This is a genomic window from Mesorhizobium loti (assembly GCA_014189435.1).
Lineage (GTDB): Bacteria > Pseudomonadota > Alphaproteobacteria > Rhizobiales > Rhizobiaceae > Mesorhizobium > Mesorhizobium loti_G.
Genome location: CP050293.1, coordinates 260967 through 285759, shown reverse-complemented (window position 1 = coordinate 285759; position 24793 = coordinate 260967). Strand labels below are relative to the sequence as shown.

The 24793-nt window shown below is 63.5% G+C and carries 23 protein-coding genes; 15 read left to right on the top strand and 8 right to left on the bottom strand.

All coding sequences use genetic code 11. The features are described from left to right. Positions 1–137: 137 nt before the first annotated feature. Positions 138–889 (top strand): IS5 family transposase gene (locus HB777_01420; protein ID QND62701.1). Its coding sequence is split into 2 segments (ribosomal slippage): positions 138–468 and positions 468–889, totalling 753 coding nucleotides; the frame shifts between segments, so codons are not numbered across the junction. 149 nt (positions 890–1038) lie between these two features. On the opposite strand, the gene HB777_01415 is transcribed toward HB777_01420, so the two are convergent. Both HB777_01415 and HB777_01410 read right to left on the bottom strand, forming a co-directional pair. After that, the gene (locus HB777_01415; GenBank protein QND62700.1) at positions 1039–1248 is read right to left on the bottom strand and encodes a hypothetical protein; all 210 of its coding nucleotides are present in this window, start codon (positions 1246–1248) and stop codon (positions 1039–1041) included. Between the two features lie 230 nt (positions 1249–1478). Continuing rightward, complete coding sequence (locus HB777_01410) at positions 1479–2633, bottom strand: dihydrodipicolinate synthase family protein (GenBank protein ID QND62699.1); 1155 nt, start codon at positions 2631–2633, stop codon at positions 1479–1481. Between the two features lie 242 nt (positions 2634–2875). Between HB777_01410 and HB777_01405 the strand changes: the two genes are divergently transcribed. The 13 genes from HB777_01405 (at position 2876) to HB777_01345 (ending at position 17775) form a co-directional block, all read left to right on the top strand. Next, positions 2876–3934, top strand: a complete 1059-nt coding sequence (locus HB777_01405; GenBank protein ID QND62698.1) for a substrate-binding domain-containing protein — start codon at positions 2876–2878, stop codon at positions 3932–3934. Beyond that, complete coding sequence (locus HB777_01400) at positions 3931–4947, top strand: Gfo/Idh/MocA family oxidoreductase (GenBank protein QND62697.1); 1017 nt, start codon at positions 3931–3933, stop codon at positions 4945–4947. Before HB777_01405 ends, HB777_01400 begins: the two co-directional genes overlap by 4 nt. Then, positions 4944–6545, top strand: coding sequence for an acyl CoA:acetate/3-ketoacid CoA transferase (locus tag HB777_01395; protein QND62696.1), 1602 nt, complete (start codon positions 4944–4946; stop codon positions 6543–6545). Before HB777_01400 ends, HB777_01395 begins: the two co-directional genes overlap by 4 nt. Next, the gene (locus HB777_01390; protein ID QND62695.1) at positions 6538–7314 is read left to right on the top strand and encodes an enoyl-CoA hydratase/isomerase family protein; all 777 of its coding nucleotides are present in this window, start codon (positions 6538–6540) and stop codon (positions 7312–7314) included. The genes HB777_01395 and HB777_01390 overlap by 8 nt, the downstream gene beginning before the upstream one ends. A gap of 9 nt (positions 7315–7323) precedes the next feature. Next, positions 7324–8835, top strand: coding sequence for an aldehyde dehydrogenase family protein (locus HB777_01385; GenBank protein ID QND62694.1), 1512 nt, complete (start codon positions 7324–7326; stop codon positions 8833–8835). Between the two features lie 59 nt (positions 8836–8894). Beyond that, positions 8895–10148: a carbohydrate ABC transporter substrate-binding protein gene (locus HB777_01380; GenBank protein ID QND62693.1), complete on the top strand. Its 1254-nt coding sequence runs from the start codon at positions 8895–8897 to the stop codon at positions 10146–10148. Positions 10149–10302: 154 nt separating this feature from the next. Further along, on the top strand, positions 10303–11253 hold the full coding sequence (locus HB777_01375; protein ID QND62692.1) for a sugar ABC transporter permease: 951 nt from the start codon (positions 10303–10305) through the stop codon (positions 11251–11253). After that, the gene (locus tag HB777_01370; protein ID QND62691.1) at positions 11250–12194 is read left to right on the top strand and encodes a carbohydrate ABC transporter permease; all 945 of its coding nucleotides are present in this window, start codon (positions 11250–11252) and stop codon (positions 12192–12194) included. The genes HB777_01375 and HB777_01370 overlap by 4 nt, the downstream gene beginning before the upstream one ends. Positions 12195–12198: 4 nt before the next feature. Further along, positions 12199–13314: an ABC transporter ATP-binding protein gene (locus HB777_01365; GenBank protein QND62690.1), complete on the top strand. Its 1116-nt coding sequence runs from the start codon at positions 12199–12201 to the stop codon at positions 13312–13314. A gap of 5 nt (positions 13315–13319) precedes the next feature. After that, complete coding sequence (locus HB777_01360) at positions 13320–14837, top strand: GMC family oxidoreductase (GenBank protein ID QND62689.1); 1518 nt, start codon at positions 13320–13322, stop codon at positions 14835–14837. Between the two features lie 200 nt (positions 14838–15037). Beyond that, positions 15038–15799, top strand: a complete 762-nt coding sequence (locus HB777_01355) for a 3-ketoacyl-ACP reductase (GenBank protein ID QND62688.1) — start codon at positions 15038–15040, stop codon at positions 15797–15799. Between the two features lie 12 nt (positions 15800–15811). Continuing rightward, entirely contained in the window at positions 15812–17440 is a 1629-nt protein-coding gene (locus tag HB777_01350; GenBank protein QND62687.1) for a choline dehydrogenase, read from the top strand. A gap of 17 nt (positions 17441–17457) precedes the next feature. Then, positions 17458–17775: a Dabb family protein gene (locus HB777_01345; protein ID QND62686.1), complete on the top strand. Its 318-nt coding sequence runs from the start codon at positions 17458–17460 to the stop codon at positions 17773–17775. On the opposite strand, the gene HB777_01340 is transcribed toward HB777_01345, so the two are convergent. The 3 genes from HB777_01340 to HB777_01330 form a co-directional block, all read right to left on the bottom strand. Further along, positions 17762–18607 (bottom strand): EamA family transporter, encoded by an 846-nt coding sequence (locus tag HB777_01340; protein ID QND62685.1) that lies wholly within the window; start codon positions 18605–18607, stop codon positions 17762–17764. The genes HB777_01345 and HB777_01340 overlap by 14 nt on opposite strands. A gap of 7 nt (positions 18608–18614) precedes the next feature. Continuing rightward, positions 18615–19517: an endonuclease/exonuclease/phosphatase family protein gene (locus HB777_01335; GenBank protein ID QND62684.1), complete on the bottom strand. Its 903-nt coding sequence runs from the start codon at positions 19515–19517 to the stop codon at positions 18615–18617. Between the two features lie 89 nt (positions 19518–19606). After that, positions 19607–21160: a sodium:proton antiporter gene (locus tag HB777_01330; GenBank protein ID QND62683.1), complete on the bottom strand. Its 1554-nt coding sequence runs from the start codon at positions 21158–21160 to the stop codon at positions 19607–19609. A gap of 24 nt (positions 21161–21184) precedes the next feature. On the opposite strand from HB777_01330, the gene HB777_01325 reads away from it, so the two are divergent. Next, positions 21185–21529, top strand: a complete 345-nt coding sequence (locus HB777_01325; GenBank protein ID QND62682.1) for a hypothetical protein — start codon at positions 21185–21187, stop codon at positions 21527–21529. A gap of 425 nt (positions 21530–21954) precedes the next feature. Here HB777_01325 and HB777_01320 read toward each other — a convergent pair whose 3' ends face one another. The 3 genes from HB777_01320 to HB777_01310 are packed head-to-tail and all read right to left on the bottom strand — an operon-like array spanning position 21955 to position 24733. Continuing rightward, a complete protein-coding gene (locus HB777_01320) occupies positions 21955–23019 on the bottom strand; it encodes an ABC transporter ATP-binding protein (GenBank protein QND62681.1) in 1065 nt (354 codons plus the stop codon). Between the two features lie 11 nt (positions 23020–23030). Then, entirely contained in the window at positions 23031–23822 is a 792-nt protein-coding gene (locus tag HB777_01315; protein QND62680.1) for an ABC transporter permease, read from the bottom strand. Next, on the bottom strand, positions 23819–24733 hold the full coding sequence (locus HB777_01310) for an ABC transporter permease subunit (protein ID QND62679.1): 915 nt from the start codon (positions 24731–24733) through the stop codon (positions 23819–23821). The genes HB777_01315 and HB777_01310 overlap by 4 nt, the downstream gene beginning before the upstream one ends. Between the last annotated feature and the right edge of the window lie 60 nt (positions 24734–24793).

The following is a 24793-nucleotide window of genomic DNA, read 5'->3' as shown; positions in this document are numbered from 1 at the left end:
AGGATGCCCAGCACCATTGGGCTTCGGGGCGATGGTGGGTAGCCCTGTCACGCCCACCATCCAATCCAGACGATCAGACCTAAGGCTTGTTGAGATTCGGGATTCCCCCTGAGCTTGGATTGTGATTCAAGCTTTGGATGGAACGACTTGTGTTGACGGACGCCCAATGGGCGAAGATGGAACCGCATTGTCTGGGTAAACCAGCCGATCCCGGACGAAGTGGTGGTGACAATCGCCGCTTCATCGAAGCGTTGCTTTGGATCGTGCGGACAGGAAGTCCGTGGCGCGACCTCCCAGCCTTCTTCGGGAGCTGGAACACGGTTTTCAAGCGATACCGCGATTGGGTCAAAGCCGATGTTTTCATTCGGCTTTTCGAGGCCTGCTCGGATGAGCCGGACATGGAATACGCCATGGTTGATGCTACCATCGTCAAGGTCCACCGCCATGGACAGGGCGCAAAAGGGGGACTCAAAGCCAGGCCATAGGCCGCTCCAAAGGCGGCATGACAACTAAAATCCTGGCACTCACCGATGCACTTGGCAATCTTGTGCGCTTTGTTCTTCTGCCCGGCCAGCGGTTCGACACGGTGGGTGTTGCACCGCTCATCAATGGTGTCTGTTTCGGCGGCTTGATCGCCGACAAAGCCTTCGACAGCAACACCATCATTGCCGACCTGAATGAGCGCGGCGCCAAGATCGTTATTTCACAGCACTCACGTCGTACTTTTCCCCTGCCGCTCGACAAGGAACTCTACAAATGGCGCCATCTGATCGAGAACTTCTTCTGCAAGCTCAAGGAATTCAAGCGTATCGCCATGCGCGCCGACAAAACCGATCAGAGCTTTGCAGCCTTCATCAATCTCGCAGCCGCCGTCATAAACTCACGCTGAATCTCAACAAGCCTTAGATCGACATCCTGGCCGGCTTGCCGGAGCTGGACGATTTCGGTCGCTCCCACGGGGAGCTGGACGTTGGCGAGCTTTTCGGAGCGCAACGTGCCCGTCCCGGCGCTGACCGGAACGGGCCGCAGTGGCTCAGATCATTGCGGCTCTGGATCGGGTGTGTTTCCCGGCCTGTCCGGCGTGCCGCCCTTGCCTTCGCGACAGGGCTCGCCGATACCGCAGCATTTGCCGTTATAGGTGACGCCAGGCTTCAGCCTATCGCATTCCCTGGGAGCGGTTGTCTTGCAGCCGGCCAGCACCGAAACGGCGATGGCGGCCAAAAGGAGGTTTCTTGAAACAATAAACATGAGACGTTCTCCTTGATGGACCGTATTTGGACACACCGCTTGGTCGCGCCTGAGGAGAAATTGGTTCAAAAGAAATTGCCTATGCGAAAATTATTCCGTGCCCGCACGACGACGGAGGCGCTGATGAGACCTCCATGCGCACGCAAGCCATCATTTGAGGCAGGCTCGGCGATCACGTGACAGCAAGTCCCGCACGGACCAGTTGCTCCGAGGCCAGCCTCGTCGCAGACCTAGACGCCTGCCACGGCGCAAAAACTCTTCATCCTGGCAACCGCCAGTTCCGGATCGGCCAGCAATCCGGCCCGGTCGGCAAGGCGGAACACATCGGCATAATGACGGATGCCGCGCGCCGACTGCATGCCGCCGACCATGGCAAAATGGTCCTGATGGCCGTTCAGCCAGGCCATGAAGACGATGCCGGCCTTGTAGTACTCGGTCGGTGCCTCGAAGATTTTTCGCGATAGCGGCACGGTCGGCGCCATCAAGGCGTCATAGCCGGCGCGGTCGCCATCCGCCAGTTTCGCCAGTGCTGCATTGGCGACCGGAGCGATGGCGTCGAAAATGCCGAGCAACGCATGCGAATGCCTCTGCTCGTCGCCGGCGATCAGTTCGGGATAGTTGAAGTCGTCGCCGGTGAACATGACGACGCCGTCCGGCAGGCGGTTCCTCAGCGCAACCTCCTTGCCGGCGTCGAGCAGTGAGATTTTTATCCCTTCGACCTTGGTTGCGTGGCGTTCGATGATGGCAACCACTGTATCGAGCGCCGCCTCGAAGTTGCTGCTGCCCCAATAACCCCTGAGCGCCGGATCGAACATGTCGCCCAGCCAATGCAGGATGACCTTGCCGGAGGCCTGGGACAGGATGCGGTCGTAGACGCTGATGTAGTCGTCCGGACCTTTAGCCACCGCTGCCAACGCCCGGCTGGCCATCATGATCGCCTTACCGCCGAGCCCTTCGATGAAAGCAAACTGCTCTTCATAGGCCTTGATGACATCGTCGATTGTTTTGGCGGCGCTCGGCGCCAGATGGTCGGTCCCCGCGCCCGAAGCGAGGTCGGCGCCGTCGACCGTGCGCGCTTCGGCGATCGAGCGGCGGATCAATTCCTGTGCATTTGCCCAGTCGAATCCCATACCGCGCTGCGACGTGTCCATCGCCTCGGCAATGCGGAAGCCGAGCCGCCACAGATGGTGACGGAACGCCATCGTCCTGTCCCAGTCGACCACCGGCCTTGACCACGGGTCGGTCATCGCAAGCGGATCGGCAACGACGTGTGCGGCGGCATAGGCGATGCGCGAAAACCGCGCGCCGATGTCAGGCTGCACCGGCTGGCCAACAAGCGCATAGCGGTTGCTGCGGCCATCCTCACCAGGCAAGGAAATGTCCATCGATGTCTCCCTTTGCCGCGCCTATAAATGGAACGTTCCAATAAATCAAGAACCTTTAAGATTCGGAGCCTATTCACGGGAAAATGCTGCATCGCAACAAGGAAAGCCTTGCGGGATATGCCATTTGAGTACGGACAATCGATCTTTCAGGCCGACGAAAAAATCCTGATTGACTCGGGATTGAACCGATGATTAGAACGTTCCAATAGATTTTGATCGTGAAGCCGGGAGGAAGCATCTGGATGGCCAGCCGAGCCAAGGCGACGATATTCGACATCGCCCGTGAAGCAGGCGTGTCCAAATCGACGGTATCGCTCGTGCTCCAGGGCAGCGGGCTGATCCGGCCCGAGACGACAAGCAAGGTTCGCAAGGCGATCGAGGATGTGGGCTACGTCTACAACCGCGGCGCCGCCAATCTGCGCAAGGCTCACTCCAACGTCATCGGCATGGTCATCAACGATCTCACCAATCCTTTTTTCGCGGAACTGGCGGTCGGCATGGAACGCGTCTTCCAGTCGGCCGGCATCGTGCCGTTCATCGCCAACACGGCGGAAAATCCGGTGCGCCAGGAAGAGGTGCTGAAATCGCTGATGGAGCAGGGCGTCGCCGGTCTCATCGTCTCGCCGGCACGCGGCACGACACCGGGCGCTTTCCGGCGGATCGAAACGGCGGGCGTGCCGGTCGTCTTCGCCATGCGCCGGCTGCCGGAAAGCCGCATCCCGGTGATCGCGCCCGACAATCATCGCGGCGCCTATCTTGCAGCCGCCCATCTCATCGGCAAGGGACATCGCCGGCTGGCCTTCTTCGGCGGCTCGTCCGACCTCGTGGTCTACCACGAGCGGCTGGGCGGCTTTCGTGAGGCCTGCGAGACGCTTGGCATCGCCGCCCGCGACATACTGATCTTCGAGGGCGAGACCAGCCGCAAAGGCGGCATTGCGTGCCTGGAAACGGCTCTCGCGATGGCTGAACCGCCGACCGCGGCCCTGTGCTTCAACGACGCGGTCGCCTTTGGCGCCATGCTGGCGCTGCGCAAGCGCGGGCTTGAGCCTGGAGCTGATTTCGCCGTCGTCGGTTTCGACGACGTGGCCGAGGCCGAGCACTACATGCCGGCTTTGACCAGCGTCGCGGTGGACTCGGCGGGGCTTGGCGAACGCGCCGCCCATGTCATGCTGAAGATGATTCAGTCGCGCACCACGCGGGCCGAGGATCATATCGGCGCGGTCAATCTCGTAGTCAGGGAAAGCTGTGGCCCGGATCGCCGCACCCGAAACAGGCCCGCAGGTTCAGGGGACGCGGCATGAGCGTCAAATGGGGCTTGATCGGCGCCAGCACGATCGCCAGACAGTTCATGATCAGCGCCATCCGCGCGCAAGGCGATGGCGAGATCGCCGCAGTGATGAGCTCCAGCCCCGAGCGCGCCACCGTCTATGCCGGGGAAAACGACATTCCGCTCGCCGTCTCGACGCTTGATGCCCTGCTCGGCGCCGACATCGACGCCGTCTACATCTCGACCACCAACGAATTGCACCTCGTGCAGGCGCTCGCTGCCATCAAGGCCGGAAAGCACGTGCTGTGCGAAAAGCCGCTGGCGCTGACCAGTGCCGATGCCCGGAAGATGGTAGCCGCCGCCAAGGCAGCCGGCATCGTGCTCGGCACCAATCACCATTTGCGCAACGCCGGCGCGCATCGTGCCATGCGCGAGACGATTGCCGCCGGCCGCATCGGCAAGCCGATCGCCGCGCGCGTCTTCCACTCCGTCTATCTGCCCGAAAACCTGCAGGGCTGGCGCATCGCTAGGCCCGAGGCCGGCGGCGGCGTGGTGCTCGACATCACCGTGCATGACGCCGACACACTGCGCTTCGTGCTCGGCGACGACCCGGTCGAGGTGTCCTGTTTCACCCAGTCGGCCGGCATGGCCGGCAGCGGCCTGGAGGATGGCGCCATGTGCATCTGGCGCTTCAAGTCGGGCATCATCGCCCAGTCGCATGAGGGCTTCACCACCAAATTCGCCGGCACTGGCTTCGAGGTCCACGGTTCGGAAGGCTCGCTGATCGCCAGCAATGTGATGACCCAGAAGCCCGACGGTTCGGTGCTGTTGCGCACTGCCAAGGGCGAGGAGCAGCTGAGCTTCGATCGCGATGATCTCTACACAAGATCCGTGCGCCAGTTCCATGCCGCGATCGGCGGCGAGGGCCACCCTGCCGCCACCGGAGAGGACGGCATCTGGTCGCTGGCTTCGGCCGAGGCAGCACTTCAATCGGCCAGCTCCGGCAAGGCCGTCAAAATCGACCCGAAACTCGGGAGCATGAATTGAGCAAGGTCGTTTCGGCAGCGCAGGCAGCGGGCCTGATCAAGGACGGCATGGTCGTATCGGTGTCGTCGTCGAGCGGCCTTGGCTGCCCCGATGCCGTGCTGGCCGCGATCGGCGAGCGCTTCGACGCGGAAGGCCATCCGAAGAACATCACCACGCTGCACCCGATCGCCGCCGGCGACATGTATGGCATCAAGGGTATCGACCATCTGGCCAAGCCCGGCCTGCTGAAGCGCACTTTGTGCGGCTCCTATCCGTCCGGCCCCTCCTCGTCCGAACCGCCGCAGATCTGGAAGATGATCGGCGACAATTCGGTCGCCGCCTACAACGTGCCGTCCGGTATCCTGTTCGACATGCACCGCGAAGCCGCCGCCAAGCGGCCGGGCGTGCTGACCAAGGTCGGCCTCGACACTTTCGCCGACCCGCGCCACCAGGGCTGCGCCATGAACGCCGCCGCCAGCGAGCCGATCGTTTCGGTACAGCAGTTCGACGGCGAGGAATGGCTCTATTTCCGCTCTATCGTCCCGCAGGTCTCGATCATCCGCGCCACGTCGGCGGATGAGCGCGGCAACCTGACCTATGAGCATGAGGGCGCCTATCTCGGCGGCCTCGAACAGGCGCTCGCCGCCCGCAACAATGGCGGTGTCGTCATCGCGCAGGTCAAGCGCGTCGTCGAAAACGGCACGCTGAAACCCCATGACGTGCGCGTGCCGGGCGTCCTGGTCGACCACATCGTCGTCGCGCCCGACCAGTTGCAGACGACGCTGACACCCTACGACCCGGCGATCTCCGGAGAAATCTTCCGGCCGCTGTCTAGCTTCCGCAACGCTGAAATGAACGTCCAGAAGGTGATCGCGCGCCGCGTCGCCATGGAGTTGCGCGACGGCATGGCCGTCAACATCGGCTTCGGTATTTCCGCCAATGTGCCGCGCATCCTGCTCGAGGAAGGCCAGCACGGCAAGGTCACCTGGGTGATCGAACAGGGCGCGGTCGGCGGCGTGCCGCTGCTCGACTTCAAGTTCGGCTGCTCGTCGAACGCCGACGCCTTCATGCCCTCGCCGCACCAGTTCATCTATTTCCAGGCCGGCGGTTTCGATGCTTCGCTGCTGTCCTTCCTGCAGATCGACCGCCACGGCTCGGTCAACGTCTCGAAACTTTCAGCGCGCCCGCATGTGACGGCCGGCGCCGGCGGCTTTGTCGACATCACCGCGCGGGCGAAGAAGATCGTCTTCTCCGGCTTCTTCAACGCCGGGGCAAAACTCTCATTGGCTGATGGCGGCATCCGCATCGACCAGGAGGGCAAGGTCAAGAAGGTGGTCGCGGAGGTCGAGCACATCTCGTTTTCTGGCAAGCGGGCGGTCGCGCAGGGACAGGACATCACCTACGTCACCGAGCGCTGCGTGATGAAGCTGACACCGGAAGGTCTGGTCGTCACCGAACTCGCCCCGGGCATCAATCTGCAGCGCGACGTGCTGGCGCAGGCCGAAATTCCGCTCGGCGTTGCCAAGGACCTCAAGACGACACCAGAAGCCCTCTACCAGGATCAGCCGATAGGTCTGTCGCTGAATGGCGGCGCCTCGCTCGGAGGCGCGTATGGCTGAGCCTCTCGTCACCTTCGAGCAGGATGGCACCATCGGCATCGTCACGCTGCGCCGGCCCGAGAAATTCAACGCGCTCGACATCCCGATGCTGCGGGCGCTGGAGACAGCGCTCGACGCGGCTGAGATGGCCGAGGGCGTTCGCGTCGTGCTGCTGCGCGGCGAAGGCAAGGGCTTTTGCGCCGGCGGCGATGTCGAGGCGTGGGCGCAGATGAGTGCCGCCGATTTCCAGGTGCAGTGGGTGCGCTACGGCCACCGCGTCTTCGACCGGCTGGCGCGGCTCAGGCAGCCGACCATCGCTGTGCTGTCCGGCCATGCGCTGGGTGGCGGGCTGGAACTGGCTGTGGCTTGCGACTTTCGCGTCGCGGAGACACAAATCAAGCTCGGCTTCCCCGAAACCTCGATCGGCGTCGTTCCGGGCTGGTCCGGCACACAGCGCGCCGTGCGCCGCTTCGGCGCGCAGACCGTGCGGCGCATGGCGCTGGGCGGCGAGATCTTTCTCGCCCCTGAAGCACTGGCCTTGGGCATTGTCGACCGGGTGGTCGAGACCGGCAAGGCACACGACGAAGCCAAGGCCTGGGCCGAGAAGATCGCCGAGCGCGGACCACTAGCGACGGAGGCCGCCAAATTGATGATCGCGGTCGCCGAAGGCGAGGAAAGTGCCGCCGCCACCGAAGCGCTGGCCAGCGGCTTCATCGCCATGACCGGCGACCTCAAGACTGGCGTCGGTGCCTTCAAGACCAAGCAGAAGCCGGCCTTTTCGAGATCCTAGAGGAAACACATGAACGCACCCCTCAAGATTTCCATGCCGGCCGAGGCGTCCGCAGCGCCGAAGGCATACAGGCTGCTGATCGACGGCAAGCATATCGACGCCCGCGACGGCCGCACGATTGCGCGCCAGAGCCCCGGTCACGGCTTCACCGTTTCGCACTATGCGCAGGCCGGCGAGGCCGAAGTGGAAGCCGCAATGCAGGCCGCGCACAAAGCTTTCGAGACCGGCCTGTGGCCGCGTATGAAGGCTGCTGAACGCGCCGCGATCCTGCTCAAGGCGGCTGACCTGATCGAGGCGCGGCTGGAAGACATCGCCCGGCTCGATGCGCTGGAATCGGGCAAACCGATCGCCCAGGCGCGCGGCGAGATCGGTGGCGCCGTCGACATCTGGCGCTATGCCGCCGCGCTCGCCCGCACGCTGCATGGCGAGAGCTACGCCAATCTCGGCGACGCCATGCTGGGCGTCGTGCTGCGCGAGCCGATCGGCGTCGTCTCGATCATCACGCCGTGGAATTTCCCGTTCCTGATCGTCAGCCAGAAACTGCCCTTCGCGCTCGCCGCCGGCTGCACGGCGGTGGTCAAGCCGAGCGAGATGACCTCGGCCTCGACCTTCGTGCTCGGCGACATCCTGATGCAGGCCGGCCTGCCCGCTGGCGTCGTCAACATCCTCGCAGGCCTGGGCGCCGATGTCGGTGCGCCGATGGTCGGCCATCCCCTGGTCGAGATGGTGTCGTTCACCGGCTCCACCCGCGTCGGCAAGATGACGATGGCCGCGGCCGCGCAATCGCTGAAGAAAGTCTCGATGGAGCTCGGCGGCAAGAACGGCCAGATCGTCTTCCCCGACGCCGACCTCGAAGCGGCCGCCGACGCCGCGGTGTTCGGCGGTTTCTTCAACGCCGGCGAATGCTGCAATGCCGGCAGCCGGCTGATCGTGCATGAAGCGATCGCCGACGATTTTCTCGGTGCCGTCAAGGCGCTCACCGCCAGGGTGACGGTCGGCGATCCGCTCGACGATCAGACCAAGGTTGGGGCCATGATCTCATCCGACCATTTGGCCAAGGTGGCAGGTTACGTAGCGGCAGCCGCGACCGAGGGCAGCAGCGTCTATATCGGCGGCAAGCAACTGGCCTCCAATGCCGGCCAATACCTGGATCCCACCATCATCCGCGGCGTCACCGAGGATATGGCCATAGCGCGCGAGGAAGTGTTCGGCCCGGTGCTCTCGGTGCTGACTTTTGAATCGATTGAAAAGGCGTTGCACATCGCCAACAACACGCCCTATGGTTTGTCGGCGGGCGTGTGGAGCGCCAGCATCGACACTTGCATGTCGGTGGCGCGTGGGGTGCGTTCGGGGACCGTCTGGGTGAACACATTCATGGAAGGTTATCCCGAGCTGCCTTTCGGAGGCTACAAGCAGTCCGGTCTCGGGCGCGAACTCGGCAAGCGTGCCGTCGAGGATTATACCGAGGAAAAGACAATCCAGTTCCATCGCGGCCAGCGCACCGGATGGTGGGTCGGCTGAGTTGAGAAGAACCCGGCGGGCATCCGCCGGTCGTGTAGATGCAACAAGGGAGGAAGTACATGTTGCGCAAACTGCTTATCGGAACGGCTCTCGCATCGGGCCTGGCTTTCGCGGCCCATGCCGAGGACGTCAAGGAAGTCCAGATGCTGCATTGGTGGACGTCGGGCGGCGAAGCGGCTGCTCTCAACGTCCTCAAGGGCGACCTGGCCAAGGAAGGCTACGCCTGGAAGGACGTGCCGGTGGCCGGCGGTGGCGGCGACGCTGCCATGACCGCGCTGAAGGCGATGGTTGCCGCCGGCAATTATCCGACCGCCTCGCAGATGCTCGGCTACACCGTGCTCGACTATGCGGCTGCCGGCGTCATGGGCGACCTGACCGAAACGGCGAAGAAGGAAGGCTGGGACAAGTCCGTTCCGGCGGCCCTGCAGAAGTTCTCGGTCTATGAAGGCAAGTGGGTCGCGGCTCCGGTCAACGTCCACTCGGTCAACTGGCTGTGGATCAACAAGGCCGTCATGGACAAGATCGGCGGCGCCGAGCCGAAGACCTTCGACGACTTCGTTGCCCTGCTCGACAAGGCCAAGGCGGCAGGCGTGATCCCGCTCGCTCTCGGCGGCCAGAACTGGCAGGAAGCCACCATGTTCGACTCGGTCGTGCTGTCGACCGGCGGACCTGAGTTCTACAAGAAGGCCTTCAACGACCTCGACGACGCTTCGCTCAAGTCCGACACGATGAAGAAGTCGTTCGACAACCTCGCCAAGCTCGTCACCTATGTCGACCCGAACTTCTCGGGCCGCGACTGGAACCTTGCCACCGCCATGGTCATCAAGGGCGATGCCCTGGTTCAGGTCATGGGCGACTGGGCCAAGGGCGAGTTCCACGCCGCCAACAAGACCCCGGGCACGGACTTCCTGTGCTATCGCTTCCCGGGCACCGACGGCTCGGTGATCTACAACTCCGACATGTTCGGCATGTTCAACGTTCCCGACGACCGCAAGGCCGCCCAGGTCGCGTTGGCCACCGCCACCCTGTCGAAGAGCTTCCAGTCGGCCTTCAACGTCGTCAAGGGTTCGGTTCCGGCCCGCACCGACGTTCCGGACACCGACTTCGACGCTTGCGGCAAGAAGGGCATCGCCGACCTGAAGGCAGCCAATGACGGCGGCACGCTGTTCGGCTCGCTCGCCCAGGGCTATGGCGCGCCTCCGGCGGTCGCCAATGCCTACAAGGATGTCGTCTCCAAGTTCGTCCATGGTCAGATCAAGACCTCTGACGAGGCCGTGACCGAGCTGGTCAAGGCGATCGACGACGCCAAGTAAGCGCCACGCCTAAAACACCTTCCCCGCTTCGGCGGGGAAGGTTTCACCTCAGGATTGGCCGGCTTGAACACCATGCCGACCAAAGACCCGTATGCACTGGGTCGCCCTGCCGCCTGACGGCAGAGCACGGACGACCCGAAACGGGAGGAGCCTCATGAGCAGTGTAGCGACCACACAGATCAAGCTGACGCCGGAGCGACACCGCGCCTCGGTGCGCTCGCGCCTGCAGGACGCCCTGCCGAAGATCGTGCTGGCGCCAAGCTTCGCCATCACCATCGTCTTCGTCTACGGCTTCATCCTGTGGACGGTCTATCTGTCCTTCACCAATTCCAAGACCTTCCCGTCCTATGTCATCACCGGGCCGCGCGCGTATCAACGACTATGGGGTTGGACTTTCGATTCCGATCCGCCGTCGAGCTGGTACACGTCGATCGTCAATATGGGCATTTTCGGCTTTCTCTACATCGCCATCTGCCTGGCGCTCGGCCTGTTCCTGGCCATCCTGCTCGACCAGAAGATCCGCGGCGAAGGCGTGTTGCGGCCGATCTATCTCTACCCGATGGCGCTATCCTTCATCGTCACCGGCGTCGCCTGGAAATGGTTCCTCGATCCCGGCCTCGGCCTTGAACAGACCTTGCATCAATGGGGCTGGACGAGCTTCCATTTCGACTGGATCAAGAACAAGGATTTCGTCATCTACACGGTGGTCATCGCCGGCGTCTGGCAGGCCTCCGGCTTCATCATGGCGATGTTCCTGGCCGGCCTGCGCGGCATCGACGGCGAGATCATGAAGGCGGCGCAGATAGACGGCGCCACCACCTTCCAGCTCTACCGCCGCATCGTCATTCCGCTGCTGCGGCCGATCTTCCTGTCGGCCTTCATCGTGCTCGCCCACCTCGCCATCAAGTCCTACGATCTGGTCGTAGCGCTGACCAGCGGCGGGCCGGGCGGCTCGGCCTGGCTGCCGTCCAACTTCATGTATGAGTACACGTTCAAGCGCAACGAAATGGCCGTCGGCTCGGCAAGTGCGGTGATCATGCTGATGACCATCGTCGCCATCATCGTGCCTTATCTCTATTCGGAACTGCGGGAGAAGCCGCGATGAGCGCTGTCACCACTCCCGCCCGCCAGGCCTCTGGCGGCGTCAACGTCAAGATCCTCAACCGCATCGTCATCTACGGGCTGCTGGCGCTGTTTGCGCTGTTCTATTTGATGCCGCTGTTCGTCATGCTGGTGACCTCGTTCAAGACCATGGACGAGATCCAGAATGGCAACATGCTGGCCCTGCCCAGGGCGCCGACCTTCGACCCATGGGTGAAAGCCTGGGGCGAAACCTGCGTCGGCCTCACCTGCGCCGGCATCAAGGGCTATTTCTGGAACTCCATCAAGATGGTTGTTCCGGCCGTGCTGATCTCGACGATGCTCGGGGCGCTGAACGGCTATATCCTGACCAAATGGCGTTTTCGCGGGGCGACGCTGGTGTTCGGGCTGATGCTGTTTGCCTGCTTCATTCCGTTCCAGTCGGTGCTGCTGCCGATGGCAACCATCCTCGGCAGCCTCGGCCGCTTCGGCGTCACGCTGCAGAACTCGGTCGGAACGAGCTTCGGCCTCGGCAACCCGACGGTCAACCTCGTGTTCGTCCACGTCGTCTACGGCATCGGCTTCACCACGCTGTTCTTCCGCAATTACTACGAGGCGTTCCCAACCGAACTGGTCAAGGCAGCGCAAGTCGACGGCGCCTCCTTCTTCCAGATATTCCGCCGCATCATGCTGCCGAATTCGATGCCGATCTTCGTCGTCACCGTGATCTACCAGTTCACCAACATCTGGAACGACTTCCTGTTCGCCTCGGCTTACGCCGGCACCGGCGACGCGATGCCGATGACGGTGGCGCTCAACAACGTCGTCAACACCTCGACCGGCGTCGTCGAATACAACGTTAACATGGCGGCCGCGATGATCGCGGCACTGCCCACCCTTCTCGTCTATGTGCTCGCCGGCCGCTACTTCGTGCGCGGTCTCATGGCTGGCGCCGTCAAAGGATAATCTGATGGCTTTTCTGGAAATTGATGGTCTGAGAAAGCGCTTCGGCCAGGTCGAGATCCTGAAGGGGATCGATGTCGAGCTTGAGAAAGGCGGCTTCCTGGTGCTGGTCGGCCCGTCCGGCTGCGGCAAGTCGACCTTGCTCAACACCATTGCCGGCCTGGAGACGATCACCTCGGGCGAAATCCGCGTCGACGGCCGCGCCATCAACGATCTGCATCCCTCCAAGCGCGACATCGCCATGGTGTTCCAGAGCTATGCGCTCTACCCGAACATGACGGTGGCCGGAAACATCTCCTTCGGCATGGAGATGCGCGGCGTGCCGGCGGCGGAGCGCCAGAAGGCGATCGACAAGGTGGCCAAGGTGCTGCAGATCGGCCACCTGCTGCAGCGCAAGCCGAGCCAACTTTCCGGCGGCCAGCGCCAGCGCGTCGCCATGGGCCGGGCGCTGGTGCGCGACCCCAAATTGTTCCTGTTCGACGAGCCGCTCTCCAATCTCGACGCCAAGCTGCGCGTCGACATGCGCATCGAGATCAAGCGCCTGCACGCCACCACCGGCACAACCATCGTCTACGTCACCCACGACCAGATCGAGGCGATGACGCTGGCGACCAAGATCGCTGTCATGCGCGACGGCGAGGTGCAGCAGTTCGGCACTCCGGCCGAGATCTACAACAACCCGACCAATCTCTTCGTCGCTGATTTCATGGGCTCGCCGGCGATGAACCTGATCCCGGCGACGATCGGCACCAACGGCAACGCGCTGTCCGTCGTGCTGCAGCGGGAGGCGCGCGAGCCAATCAACCTGCCGATGGCCAATGCGCCGGCGGGCCTGTCGGCATTCCAGGGCAAGCCGATCATCTTCGGCGTCCGCCCGGAAGCGCTGACCGATCCGGAAGGCGCCGAGCGCAATGCCTCGAACATCGCCACCGCCGACTGTCATATCGAGGTCGTCGAACCGGCAGGCTCGGACACCTTCGCCGTCACCAATCTCGGCGGCAAGGGCGTGGTGGCGCGGCTGCGCGCCGATGCCAACATCCAGCCGGGCACCAGCACGCCGCTCGCCTTCAACCTGACCAAGGCGGTGTTCTTCGATCCGGCGACCGAGACCCGCATTCGCTGACGGCCATGACAAATCCGGACATCGTCATCATCGGCTCCGGCATTGGCGGCGCCACGATCGCCTCCGGCCTTGCCGGCAGCGGCGCCTCGATCCTGATGCTGGAACGCGGCGAACCGTTGCCGGCGACGCCCCACGCACGCGACACGCGCTCGATCTTCGTCGACGGCCATTACCGGCCAAAGGAGATGTGGCGCGAGGCCGGCGGTGCCGCCTTCAACCCCGGCAATTACTACTATGTCGGCGGCAACTCGAAATTCTACGGCGCGGTGCTGATCCGCTACCGCAAGGAAGATTTCGCCGCCATGGAGCATTTCGGCGGCGTCTCGCCGGCCTGGCCGTTTTCCTATGACGAGTTCGAGCCTTGGTATTCGAAAGCCGAACAGCTGTTTCGCGTGCGCGGCACGCTGGGCGAGGACCCGACCGAGCCGTTCCATTCGGTACCCTATGCCTACAAGCCGGTGCCGGACGAGGCACCGATCGCTCGTGCTCGCGCGGAGCTGGAGGGGCTGGGCCTGCATCCGGCCTCGCTGCCGCTCGGCGTCGACATCGACACCTGGCTGAAAGAGGGCAAGACCGGCTGGGATGCTTTCCCCAACACCGGGCAGGGCAAGATCGACGCGCAAACCGGGCCGCTGACGGCTGCCCTCACCGACCAGAACATCAAGCTCGAAACCGGCGCTTACGTCGAATATCTCGAAGCATCGCCCGATGGCAAAACCATATCAGCCATTCACTATCGCCAGAACGGTGAACTGAAGAAAGTGTCGCCGAGGCTGGTCATCCTCTCGGCCGGCGCGGTCAATTCCGCCGTCATCTTGCTGCGCTCGCCCTCACCCAACAGCGGCAAGGGAGGTGGCAAGGGTCTTGCCAATCGCTCAGACCAGGTCGGCCGCAATTTCATGAACCACAATTCGAGCGCCATGCTGGCGATCGACCCACGCCGCCGCAACGATTCCGTCTATCAGAAGACGCTGATGCTGAACGATTATTACCTGTCCGACGGCAAGGGCGGCAAGCCGCTCGGCAACGTCCAGTTGCTCGGCAAGATCGACGGCAACATGCTCAAGGCCAATGTCAAATATACGCCGAAATTCGCGCTCGATTTCATGGCCGGCCACGCCGTCGACTGGTACCTGATGTGCGAAGACCTGCCCGATCCGGAAAGCCGCATCATGGTCGACGGCAAGGACATCGTCATGCAGTGGCGGCGCTCCAACATGCAGTCGCTCGACGGGCTGACCAAGGTGATGCGCGAGAACTTCCGCGCCTGCGGTTATCCCATCGTTCTCTCGCGCCCCTTCGACAAGCGCACGCCGTCGCATCAGTGCGGCACGGTCAAGATGGACGACGATCCGGCGACATCGCCGCTCGATCCGTTCTGCCGCGCCTTTGATCACCGCAACCTGTTCGTTGTTGATGCGAGCTTTTTGCCGAATTCGGCGGCGGTTAATCCGGCATTGTCTATCGCCGCACAGGCGCTGCGGGTCGCCGACCACATCCGCAAGACGGAGCTTGCCGCATGATCGGTCAGCGCCGCCCCTCATCCGCCTGCCGGCACCTTCTCCCCGTAAACGGGGAGAAGAGAGCTGGCCGCAACCTCGGCGCTTCCTTGGCGATTGGCGAAGCGGGCGGCAAAGGCTTCCCTTCTCCCCGTCACTATACGGGGAGAAGTGCCCGGCAGGGCGATGAGGGGCAGCGTCAACGTCCGCGAGGTCAGCTTTCGATGACACGCCCGGTGGCCATCGTCACTGGCGGCGCGCGCGGCATCGGCCTCGCCTGCGCTCAGGCACTGGCGGATGCCGGTTTCGATATTCTTGTTGCTGATCTTGCCGAAACAGCCGCTGACGGACTTGCCACTGACATCACCGCGCGCGGCGCGAAATTCGCCTATATCCGCTGCGACATTGCCGACCTCGCCTGCCACACCACACTTGTCGACGCCGCGACACGCGCCTTCGGCCGCATCGACTGCCTGGTCAACAATGCCGGCGTCGGCGCCGTGGTGCGCGGTGATTTGCTGGACCTCCAGCCCGAAAATTTCGACCGCACGTTGGGCATCAACCTGCGCGGCACCGTCTTCCTCAGCCAGGCTGTCGCCAAGGCGATGCTGGCCACACCAGGCGATCACCCCAAATCGATCATAACCGTCACCTCGGTCAGCGCCGAGATGGCCTCGCCGGAGCGCTCCGAATACTGCATCTCGAAAGCCGGGCTTTCGATGTGGGTGAAGAACCTGGCGTTGCGGCTTGCGCCGGAAAACATCGGCGTGTTCGAGGTGCGGCCCGGCATCATCCGCACCGACATGACATCAGGCGTCACCGCCAAATACGATGCCCTCATCGATGGCGGCTTGGTGCCGGCAAAGCGCTGGGGCGAAGCATCCGACATTGGTGCCGTGGTGGCGATGCTCGCCGGCGGCAAGCTCGGCTTTTCGACCGGCTCGATCATCAATGTCGACGGCGCGCTCTCCGTGTCGCGGCTGTAAGTGGACAGTGTCATGACCGACTACATCATCGTGGGCGCCGGTCCGGCCGGCTGCGTTCTGGCCAACCGGCTCAGCGAGGATCCGGCAAATTCGGTCCTGCTGCTGGAAGCCGGCGGCAAGGACTGGCATCCCTACATCCACATGCCGGCCGGCTTTGCGAAGATGACCAAGGGCATCGCCTCATGGGGCTGGTCGACCGTGCCGCAGAAGCACATGAAGGACCGCGTCTTCTGGTACACGCAGGCCAAGGTGGTCGGCGGCGGCTCCTCCATCAACGCCCAGATCTACACGCGCGGCAATGCTCGTGACTATGATGCCTGGGAGAAGGAAGAGGGCCTCGCCGGCTGGGGCTATCGCGACGTGCTGCCTTACTTCAAACGCGCCGAAAACAACCAGCGCTACGCCAACGACTTTCATGGCGACCAAGGCCCGCTCGGTGTGTCCAACCCGATTTCGCCGCTGCCGATCTGCGAGGCTTATTTCCGTGCCGGCCAGGAGATGGGCATCCCCTTCAACCCGGATTTCAACGGCGCCAGCCAGGAAGGCGTCGGCTATTACCAGCTGACCCAGAAGAATGCCCGGCGCTCCTCAGCTTCGGTCGCCTATTTGAAGCCGATCCGGGCCCGCAAGAACCTGACGGTCAGGACCGACGTGCTGGTGACCCGCGTCGTCGTCGAGAAGGGCCGCGCCATCGGCGTCGAGGTGGTCGAGAAACCAGGCGGCGAGACAAAAATACTGCGCGCCGAGCGCGAGGTGATCGTCTCGTCCGGCGCCATCGGCTCGCCGAAGCTCTTGATGCAGTCGGGCATCGGCCCGGCCGACCATCTTAAGGCGGTCGGCATCACACCGGTGCACGATCTGCCCGGCGTCGGCTCCAACATGCAGGACCATCTCGATCTGTTCGTCATTGCCGAATGCACCGGTGACCACACCTATGACAACTACGCCAAACTGCACCGCACGGCCTGGGCCGGGCTGCAATATTTGCTGCTGAAGAAGGGGCCGGTGGCCTCCAGCCTGTTCGAGACCGGCGGCTTCTGGTACGCCGACCCGACTGCGGCTTCGCCCGACATTCAGTTCCATCTCGGCCTGGGCTCCGGTATCGAGGCCGGCGTCGAGAAGCTGAAAAACCCCGGCGTCACCTTGAACTCGGCATTCCTGCGCCCGCGCTCGCGCGGCACGGTGCGGCTGAAGAGCGCCGATCCCGCCGACCACCCGCTGATCGATCCGAACTACTGGTCCGATCCCTATGACCGCGCCATGTCGATCAAGGGGCTGAGGCTGGCGCGCGAGATCATGCGGCAGAAGGCGCTTGCCCCTTACGTCCTGCGCGAAGTCCTGCCCGGCCCGTCTCTCGCCAGCGACGACGAGCTGTTCGACTACGCCTGCCGCAGTTCCAAGACCGACCACCACCCGGTCGGCACCTGCCGCATGGGCCATGACGATATGGCCGTCGTGACGCCGGATCTGCGGCTGCGCGGCATCGAGGGCCTGCGCGTCTGCGACGCCTCGGTGATGCCGCGCGTGCCCTCCTCCAACACCAATGCGCCGACCATCATGGTCGGTGAAAAGGGCGCCGACCTGGTCCTCGGCCGCGAGCCGCTGCCGCCGGCGGTGTTTTCCGGAAACCGGGCGGCTTAGCCATTTAGGAGCAAGAAATGATCAGGCACTGTGTTTTCGTCAAATTCCGCAATGATGTCGGTGTCGGTGAACACAAGGCGATCCATGCCGATCTCGAGGCGCTGCGGCAGGTGATCGACGGCATGGACACGGTCCAGTTCAGCGCCAATGTCAGCCCGGAGCCGTTCGCACGCGGCTTCAGCCATGGCTTCACCATCGATTTCCGCGATGCCGCCGCCCGCGACGCCTATCTGGTGCATGAGGCGCATCAGCGCGCCGGCGCGCGGCTGGTCGCGGCTCTCGAAGGTGGCACGGACGGATTGATGGTCTTCGATCTGGAGATCAACCAAGCCTGAGCGCGACGACACCCGCAACGATGCTGAGCGCGGCGGCACCGCGCCAGCCCGTCATTTTTTCGCCGAGCGCGAAGACCGAGATCATCATGGCAAACAGGATCGAGGTTTCGCGCAGCGACGCCACCGAGGCGATCGGCGCCTTGGTCATCGCCCACATCACGATCCAGTAGGCCGCACCGCTGAGCACACCGGTGAACAGCCCCGTCTTCCAGTCGCGCGCCAGCACCGGCAGGGCCTTCGGTCCACGGAAGATGAGGCACAGCACCAAGGCGCCAAAAGCATCGCAGATGAACAGCCAGGCTGCATAGCTCTGCGCCGTCGCGGCCAGCCGCGCACCGCTGCCGTCGGACAGCGTATAGCTGGCGATGAAGATCGAGGTGCCGAGCGCAAAGCCGACCGCGCGCAGGTTTAGCTTCTCAAGATGCGCCCCGCCGCGAAACGACATCACCAGCGTGCCGGCCGACAACAGAAAGATGCCGAGAATGGCGAACGGGCCGGGAATCTCGGCAACGACGAACATGCCGCCAAAGGCGGCCAGCAGCGGCGCCGTCCCACGCGCCAGCGGATAGGTCTGGGCGAAATCGCCGGCCTTGTAGGCGCCGATCAGGAAGGTCCGGTAGCCCATGTGAAAAATGACGGAGGCGATGATGTAGGGCCACACTTCCGCCTTCGGCACTTCGACGAAGGGCAGCACCACGAGTGCAGCAGTGCCCATGCCGAGCGTCATCAGCGTGATCGACAGGAAGCGGTCGAGATGAACCTTGACCAGCGCGTTCCAGATCGCGTGCATGGCGGCGGCGGCAAGCACTGCGAAGAAGACGAAAAGTGTCATGCGCGGCTCATGGGGCGATGCCGGGCGTTTCGAGATCGATGTCGACCCGCAGCGGGAAATGATCCGACGCAACCTCGCCAATGTCGGCGCGGACCGAGCGCACGCGCCCGGCAAACATGCCGCCGACGAAGCAATGATCGAGCCGGCGCTTTGCCACCTTGCCGTCGATGGTCTTCACATGGGTGTGGAAATCCTGAGCCGGCTCGCTGGCGACGGTGGCGGCATCGATGAAGCCGTCAAGATAGGCGGCGCCACGATGGTAGGGCGTGCTGCCGACGATGCGGCGATATTCGGCGCTGCCCGGCTCCATGTTGAAGTCACCCATCCAGATCGCCGCCAGCGGATTTTCCGGCTCCGCTTCGCCGCTGGTCCAGTTGCGCGTGGGCTCGTCGTCGACACCGCTCCACGGTCCGCCATCGGATGGTGCCCGGCGATGCTCGGCCATGAGATAGTCGATCTGCTCCAAGCGCTCCTCGACCGCGATATGGGCGAGATGCAGCGACAACACCCGCACCGGGCCGGCCGGCGTGCGGATCATGCATTCGAGAGCCGCATTGCGGGTGTTGAGGGGACGCAGCGTGCGGCGCATCGGCAGCGCATGCAGCCGCGACCAGACGATCGGCAGCTTGGACAGCACCATGGTGCCGAACTGGCGGCGCCGGTTGACCAAACGACCATCACGCCGCTCGCTGGCGTCCATGTCGAAGGCCGGGCCATAGACCCAGTGATAGTCCGGCAGGAGGCTGGAAAGCAGCTCCGGCTGGTCGTCGAAATTGCTGCGCTGCCAGTGCCGCTCGACTTCCTGCAAGGCGATGATATCGGCGCCGGCAACGATGCGCGCGGCGCGCGAAGGATCGTAGCGGCCGTCGCTGCCGAACCCGTACTGGATGTTGTAGCTGACCAGCTTCATTGCTTATCCGGCTCACTTTCGGTGATGGCAGTAGCGGATCGGCGGATTGGTTGCAATGTGCCGAGCGAATGACGGGGCTGGGCCAGCGGTCAGGTCGTCGTCAATGGCTGGAAACTTCCAGCCGGCGATGCCGCCAGTTCCGCCCAGTCGATTTCCTCTTCCAGCCGATGGTAGGCCTCGTCGCCGATCGTGCCGTTGCGGCGCAATTCCTCCAGCGTATCGCGCTGGCGGTTGATGGCATAAAGGCGCAGCCGGTCGTACTCGGTTGCCGCCTGTGCGTCCTCCGGGTTTTCCGCAATCACGCGCTGAGCCTCGTACTGCTCGCGCACGACGGCGGCCGCGGCCGACGTCTTGCGGCTCAACACATCCAGGGCGGCCTGCATGATGGCAACGCGCGCCTGCGCCACCTCATTATCAACCGTCCTGTCCGGGTCGAAGTTGAGTATCCGCAGCAGCGGCTTCAGCGTCATGCCTTGCAGCACCAGCGTGCCGAGAACCACGGCGAAGGCGGCAAGCACGATCGGATCGCGGCCGGGAAAATTGGCCGGCAGGGCAATGGCCACCACCAGCGTCACCAGCCCCCGCATGCCGCACCAACCGACGAGCACCGCGCCGCCGAACGTCGGCACATCTCGCCTTGTTTCTTCGCCGCCGAAGCGGGCAAACCATCGTATGATCGCAACATAGCTCGCCACCCAGACGAGGCGCGCCACGATGACGACGGCCAGCACCGTTGCGGCGAAGAGAAAGGCTTCGCCTTGCCCATCGCCGGAGAGCCGGCCGACGATCGACCGTGCTTGCAGGCCCATCAGGACGAAAGCCAGCACGTTGAGCACGAAGACGGCCGTCTCCCAGACCGAATAGGTGCTGACGCGGCGTCTCGCCGACATGCGGCGCGGCGCCCTGCGCGCGATAGTCATGGCGTAGACGACGATGGTGATGATGGCCGAAAGGCCGAGCCTGTCGGCCAGGATCCAGACTCCGAAAGTTCCGGCGAATTGCACCACCGTGCTGCTCGCCGCATCCTCGATCCGGGTGAGCGTCATGAGCGAGAAGCGGCCAAACAGATAACCCGCAACCAGGCTGCCTATGGTGGACAGCAAGATCGTCGGAATGGCGTTGCTCAGCATGATCGAGCCGAGCGCTGCCGAAACCGCCAGCCGATAGATCAGCAGTGCCGTGGCATCGTTGAGCAGGCTCTCGCCCTGCAGGATGGCGGTGATACGGTGCGGCACCTTGAATTGTCCGAGCACGGCAGATGCCGCCACCGCATCCGGAGGTGCTACGATGGCGCCGAGCGCGATCGCCGCCGCGATCGGCAGACCGGCCATCTTCCAGCCAACGAACGCAACCACCACAGTGGTGAAGACAACGGCGCCAAGCGCCAGCAGTGCCAGCGACAGACGGTAGCGCTTCAGGTCGCGCAATGAGGTGTCATAGGCAGCGTCGAGAAGCACCGGAGCGATGAACAGGGCAAGCGCCAGTTCCGGATCGATCTCGATCATTGGCGCACCAGGCACGAAGGCAATCCCGACCCCGGCCAAAGCCAGCAGCGACGGATAGGGGATCTCCAGCCGTCGCGACAGCGCCGTCAGCGCGACGGCGGTCAAAAGCAGGACAAGGGTGAGTTCAAAAAGAGCCATGGGCTGTTGCTTCGGTGAGACGGGTTGCCGGCACGAATATGCCCACAGGATGCGGTCGATTGGCTGTCAAACTCAAGCCCTCTGGCAACTGGCCCCAAACCGCCTCCTGGCGGACAGGGCCGATATGATCCCCTTCGCCGCGAGAAGCGGCTACACGAAGAGGCATTGGAGCTGTGGGCGGGCGCCGCTCCCCCTACGCAGGTCGAGGCCGCGCTTGCAGTGCTGGAAACCGAGCGCGCTGCAAGGCCCGGCGCCTATTGGTTCGGCGGCCGCATCGGCCATGCCGATGTCGCAGTTGCCGTCATGTTGCGCTTCCTCGATGAGGTACACCCCGGCCTGGCTTCGCTGACCGATCTCCCGGCGCTCTAGGCGCATATCTACGGCATGCACACATTTCCAAGTGGCTGGTGTTTGGCGATAGCGTGCATGTCAGCTTGGCGCATGCCATTGTCTTATGCGGCGCTGGTCGACCCCCACTCCGTCTCGGCTTCGCCGATCCACCTCTCCCCCGATCGACGGGGTAGAGGAAAGGCGCGCCAGGCTTTTTGCCGTCAACGCTCGTCCAGCAAAGCTCCCTTCCTTTCCCTCCGGAGGGGAAAGGTGGCGCTGCGAAGCAGCGACGGATTGGGGGAACCGCGTGGCAATCAAGCCACGGGCCGATCAGTCAGGCCAGTCACAGAAGATGTGTTCATCCCGTGGAGGCGCATATGGGGGCGCGGCCTGTCTTCCAGGCCGTCTCGCAGCCGTCTATCGCGCCGGCTTGACGCCCTTTGCCTCGCGGACTCGTCGCGCCGTCAGTGCAGCACCAGCATGTCGCTCGACGAGAACGATATCTCGGCCTTCTCGCCGACAGCTGGCGGCGGGGTCGCCGGGCTGTTGAAGGTGTCGAGCGAGACCGTGTTGCCGCCGATGCCGACGCGAACCCGGATCACCGAGCCGAGGAAATGCACTTCGGAGATTTCTCCGGAAAGGCTGGAGTCGCGGCCGGGCTGGCGGCCAAGCGAGATGGCTTCCGGCCGCAACGCCAGCGACAGCGTGTCGCCCGACTTGGAACCGTTGAGCTTGCCCTTGAGCGAGACCTGTTCGGAATTGACCCGCACCGTGCCGGCCGCGGCATCGGTGACGGTGCCTTCCAGCACGTTCAGCGTGCCGACGAAATTGGCGACGAACTTAGTCGCCGGGCGGTTGTAGATCTCGAACGGCGTGCCGACCTGCTCGGCCTTGCCGCCATACATGACGGCGATGCGATCCGAGATCGACAGCGCCTCTTCCTGGTCGTGCGTGACAAAGATGGTGGTGATGCCGAGCTTCTTCTGGATCGAGCGGATTTCCTCGCGCAGCGAGACGCGCACCTTGGCGTCGAGCGCCGACAGCGGCTCATCGAGCAGCAGCAGCTTCGGCTTCGGCGCGATGGCCCGGGCCAGCGCGATGCGCTGCTGTTGGCCGCCCGAGAGCTGGTAGGGATAGCGATCCGCCATCTGCGGCAGCTTGATGATGCCAAGCATCTCGGCGACACGAGCATCGATGTCCGCCCTGGGCATGCCGGCGACCTTGAGGCCGAAGCCGATGTTCTGCGCCACGGTCAGGTTCGGAAACAGCGCATAGGCCTGGAACACCATGCCGACATTGCGCTGGTTGGGCTTCAGCCTCGTAATGTCCTTGCCGCCGACGACGATCGTGCCCGCGCTCGGCTCCTCGAAGCCCGCCACCATGCGCAGCACGGTGGTCTTGCCGCAACCGGACGGGCCGAGGAAGGAGACGAATTCGCCGCGCTCGACGTCGAGATTGAAATCCTCCACGACCGTGGTGGCGCCGAAGGATTTTCGAACGTGCTGGATGGAAAGGAACGGATCGGCCATGGCTTTGACTTTCAGTTCGGGCGGTTCGCCGATCTCGGCGCGAAGCGGGACAGGATCTGGATCAGCGACATGCAGCCCCAGGTGATGGCGAAGGCGATGATGGCAAGTGCGGCCGGCTCATAGGCACGGTTGGCGCCTATATTCTGCAGGTACGGGCCGAAAGCAGGCCGGTTAAGCAGGCTGGCCATGGTGAACTCGCCAATGACGATGGCGAAGGTGAGGAAGGCGCCCGAGAGCACAGCGATCAGCACATTGGGCAGGATGACACGGGTGATGATCGTCCCCCAACCCGCCCCAAGGATCTGTGCCGCTTCCGTCAAGGTACGCACGTCGATGGTGCGAAGCCCGGTGTCGACGGCGCGATACATATAGGGCAGCGCCAGTGTCGCATAGCCGATGACCAGCAAGGCATTGGTGCCTGTATCGGTCGCCAGGAACGGCAGCGGCGAATTCGACCCGTACATTCTGATGTAGCCGAAGACGATGACGATGGCCGGGATGACCAGCGGCAGCAGCGTAATGAACTCGACGATCGGCCGCAACTGCGGCAGCCGAAGCCGGATCCAGTAGGCAGCCGGCACCACGATCAGCACGCCGAGAATGATGGTGAAGACGGCGGCAAGCACCGAATAGCCGAACGTCGCCTGGAAGCGGGCATCGCCGAGCACGACCTTGTAGGCGTCGAAGGAGTACTCGCCACGCCGCATGCGCATGGAAAACTCCACGGTCGCGATCAGCGGAATGAAGAAATAGGCAGCGCCAAGCGCGAAAACGACCCAGGCCCAGAACTTGCCCGACTTCATTTCAGCCACCTCTCGGAACGGGTCCGGAACCAGATGTAGAAGACATTGGCCAGGCCGGTGATGAAGATCATGCCGAAGGCTATGGCATAGCCGAGATGGGCATTGTGCAGCACGTCGCCTCGGATCTGCGCATAGAGCAGGATCGGCACGATGTTGAGCGACGAGCCAGTCAACGCATAGGCAGTGGCGATGGCGCCGAAGGCGTTGGCGAACAGGAGGATGACGGTGCCGAGAAAGCTCGGCCAGATCACCGGGATGACCACCATGCGCCAGTATTGCGCCATGGTCGCCCCAAGTGTTGCGGCGGCCTCGCCCCATTCCTTCTTCAGACCATCGATTGCCGGCACGATGATCACCACCATCAGCGGAATCTGGAAATAGACATAGGTCAGCGTCAGCCCCCAGAACGACAGGATGTTGAAGCCGTGCGCGTAGATATTGAGGCCAAACAGGGTGTTCAGGATCACCGTCGCAAGGCCCAGCCGGCCGAGCGTGGCGATAAAGGCGAAGGCCAGCGGCACGCCGGCGAAATTGGAGGCGACACCGGAAAAGGTCAGCGTCGCCGAGCGTATCCACTCCGGCAGGCCGCCGCGCACAATGGCGATGGCGATGGCGAGACCCGCGAAGGCGCCGATCAGCGATGAGGCGAGGCTGACCTTGATCGAAATCCAATAGGCGGCAACGATCGACGGCTGCGCCAGTGCTGCGATATTTTCGAAGGTGAATTCACCGGCATCGTTCTGGAATGCACCCAGCATCAGATAGAGCGTGGGCAGGATCAGGAACATGATGGCGAAGATGAAGAAAGGCGCGACACCAAGCCATTGTGTCGGCAGCCGCATGCTACGTGCCTCCGCGGGAGGCGCGGTCTTCCCGGTAACAGCGTGTTCGGACATTGAGATATCGGTCATGCGCCGGCTACCGTCTTCGAGAGAAGGACCGGGCGGCCGCGAGGCCGCCCGGCATGGTGT

Coding starts and splice junctions, on each gene's coding strand:
- HB777_01365 (QND62690.1), top strand. CDS start 12,199: ATGGCTTTTCTGGAAATTGATGGTCTGAGAAAGCGCTTCGGCCAGGTC.
- HB777_01355 (QND62688.1), top strand. CDS start 15,038: ATGACACGCCCGGTGGCCATCGTCACTGGCGGCGCGCGCGGCATCGGC.
- HB777_01400 (QND62697.1), top strand. CDS start 3,931: ATGAGCGTCAAATGGGGCTTGATCGGCGCCAGCACGATCGCCAGACAG.
- HB777_01335 (QND62684.1), bottom strand. CDS start 19,517: ATGAAGCTGGTCAGCTACAACATCCAGTACGGGTTCGGCAGCGACGGC.
- HB777_01345 (QND62686.1), top strand. CDS start 17,458: ATGATCAGGCACTGTGTTTTCGTCAAATTCCGCAATGATGTCGGTGTC.
- HB777_01385 (QND62694.1), top strand. CDS start 7,324: ATGAACGCACCCCTCAAGATTTCCATGCCGGCCGAGGCGTCCGCAGCG.
- HB777_01380 (QND62693.1), top strand. CDS start 8,895: ATGTTGCGCAAACTGCTTATCGGAACGGCTCTCGCATCGGGCCTGGCT.
- HB777_01320 (QND62681.1), bottom strand. CDS start 23,019: ATGGCCGATCCGTTCCTTTCCATCCAGCACGTTCGAAAATCCTTCGGC.
- HB777_01405 (QND62698.1), top strand. CDS start 2,876: ATGGCCAGCCGAGCCAAGGCGACGATATTCGACATCGCCCGTGAAGCA.
- HB777_01315 (QND62680.1), bottom strand. CDS start 23,822: ATGAAGTCGGGCAAGTTCTGGGCCTGGGTCGTTTTCGCGCTTGGCGCT.
- HB777_01310 (QND62679.1), bottom strand. CDS start 24,733: ATGACCGATATCTCAATGTCCGAACACGCTGTTACCGGGAAGACCGCG.
- HB777_01350 (QND62687.1), top strand. CDS start 15,812: ATGACCGACTACATCATCGTGGGCGCCGGTCCGGCCGGCTGCGTTCTG.
- HB777_01415 (QND62700.1), bottom strand. CDS start 1,248: ATGTTTATTGTTTCAAGAAACCTCCTTTTGGCCGCCATCGCCGTTTCG.
- HB777_01410 (QND62699.1), bottom strand. CDS start 2,633: ATGGACATTTCCTTGCCTGGTGAGGATGGCCGCAGCAACCGCTATGCG.
- HB777_01360 (QND62689.1), top strand. CDS start 13,320: ATGACAAATCCGGACATCGTCATCATCGGCTCCGGCATTGGCGGCGCC.
- HB777_01330 (QND62683.1), bottom strand. CDS start 21,160: ATGGCTCTTTTTGAACTCACCCTTGTCCTGCTTTTGACCGCCGTCGCG.
- HB777_01390 (QND62695.1), top strand. CDS start 6,538: ATGGCTGAGCCTCTCGTCACCTTCGAGCAGGATGGCACCATCGGCATC.
- HB777_01375 (QND62692.1), top strand. CDS start 10,303: ATGAGCAGTGTAGCGACCACACAGATCAAGCTGACGCCGGAGCGACAC.
- HB777_01340 (QND62685.1), bottom strand. CDS start 18,607: ATGACACTTTTCGTCTTCTTCGCAGTGCTTGCCGCCGCCGCCATGCAC.
- HB777_01370 (QND62691.1), top strand. CDS start 11,250: ATGAGCGCTGTCACCACTCCCGCCCGCCAGGCCTCTGGCGGCGTCAAC.